Here is a 1,187-nt window from a genome sequence, read left to right on the forward strand (position 1 = left end):
GGTAATCCTCCCATAAATAACCGAAGTTAAAAGTAGAGGTTAAGCAGCCATCAAAGGTGGTTTGCCTCCATTGGCTTTGTGTGGTCGTTCATGATTATAGAACCACAACCAATTTGTTGCATAGTCTTGCACTTGTTCCAATGTATCGAACAAATGTTTGCTTACCCAACTATAACGCATCGTGCGATTGTAGCGCTCGATATATGCATTTTGTTGTGGCTTGCCAGGCTGAATATAGTCGATACGTATGTCATGCAACTTTGCCCAGTTAACAAATTCATGGCTGATAAATTCAGGTCCATTATCGCAGCGAATCGCCAGAGGTTTATTGCGCCATTCAAGCAACTGGTTCAATGTACGGATGATGCGCAGTGCTGGCAATGATAACCCAGCCTCAATCACCAAACCCTCACGACGATAATCGTCAATCACATTCAGTAAGCGATAACTTCGTCCATCACTTAGCTGGTCATGCATAAAATCTAAAGACCATACTTGATCAGGTCGGATCGGTTCTTTCAGTGGCTCAGGTGCATGTCGTTTCAATCTGCGTCTTGGTCTAATGCGTAAGTTCAGTGCCAACTCACAGTAAATACGATATACACGTTTATGGTTCCAACATTCTTGCTCAATATGGCGCAGATGATCAAAGCATAATCCAAAGCCCCAATCGGTGTGTTGCTCAGTCAGCTCTATCAAATGATGAGCAATAATTTCATTTTCATCTTTTAGCTTTGCCTGATAGCGATAACAAGTTTCACTGATACTAAATACCTTGCAGGCCAAGCGAATACTGATAGCATGATAAGCAACGGCTTGTTGTGCCATCTGCCGACGACAAGATGGCTTTACCACTTTTTTGACATAGCTTCCTGAATGATTTCAGCTTTGAGCCGCTCTTCAGCATACATCTTTTTAAGCTTGGCATTTTCTGCCTCTAGTTCTTTCAGTCGAGTAATTAATGAAGCATCCATACCACCATATTTGGCACGCCATTTATAAAAAGTCGCATTACTCATGCCATGTTCACGGCAAAGAGTGGCTACAGGTGTACCTGATTCAGCTTGCTTCAAGATGGACATGATTTGGCTGTCAGTAAATTTAGATGTTTTCATGCAGAATCTCCTGCTTCTATCTTAAGAGAAAATTCTACTTTTACATCCTTTTATTTTTAGGGGGGATTACCG

Annotated in this window: 1 protein-coding gene; it reads right to left on the reverse strand. The window is 41.8% G+C overall.

All coding sequences use genetic code 11. The features are described from left to right. Positions 1-39 precede the first annotated feature (39 nt). Positions 40-1,115 (reverse strand): IS3 family transposase gene (locus N5J47_RS18075; protein WP_249570807.1). Its coding sequence is split into 2 segments (ribosomal slippage): positions 40-863 and positions 863-1,115, totalling 1,077 coding nucleotides; the frame shifts between segments, so codons are not numbered across the junction. Between the last annotated feature and the right edge of the window lie 72 nt (positions 1,116-1,187).

It is taken from the genome of Acinetobacter sp. GD03645 (assembly GCF_029845285.1).
Classification (GTDB): domain Bacteria; phylum Pseudomonadota; class Gammaproteobacteria; order Pseudomonadales; family Moraxellaceae; genus Acinetobacter; species Acinetobacter corruptisaponis.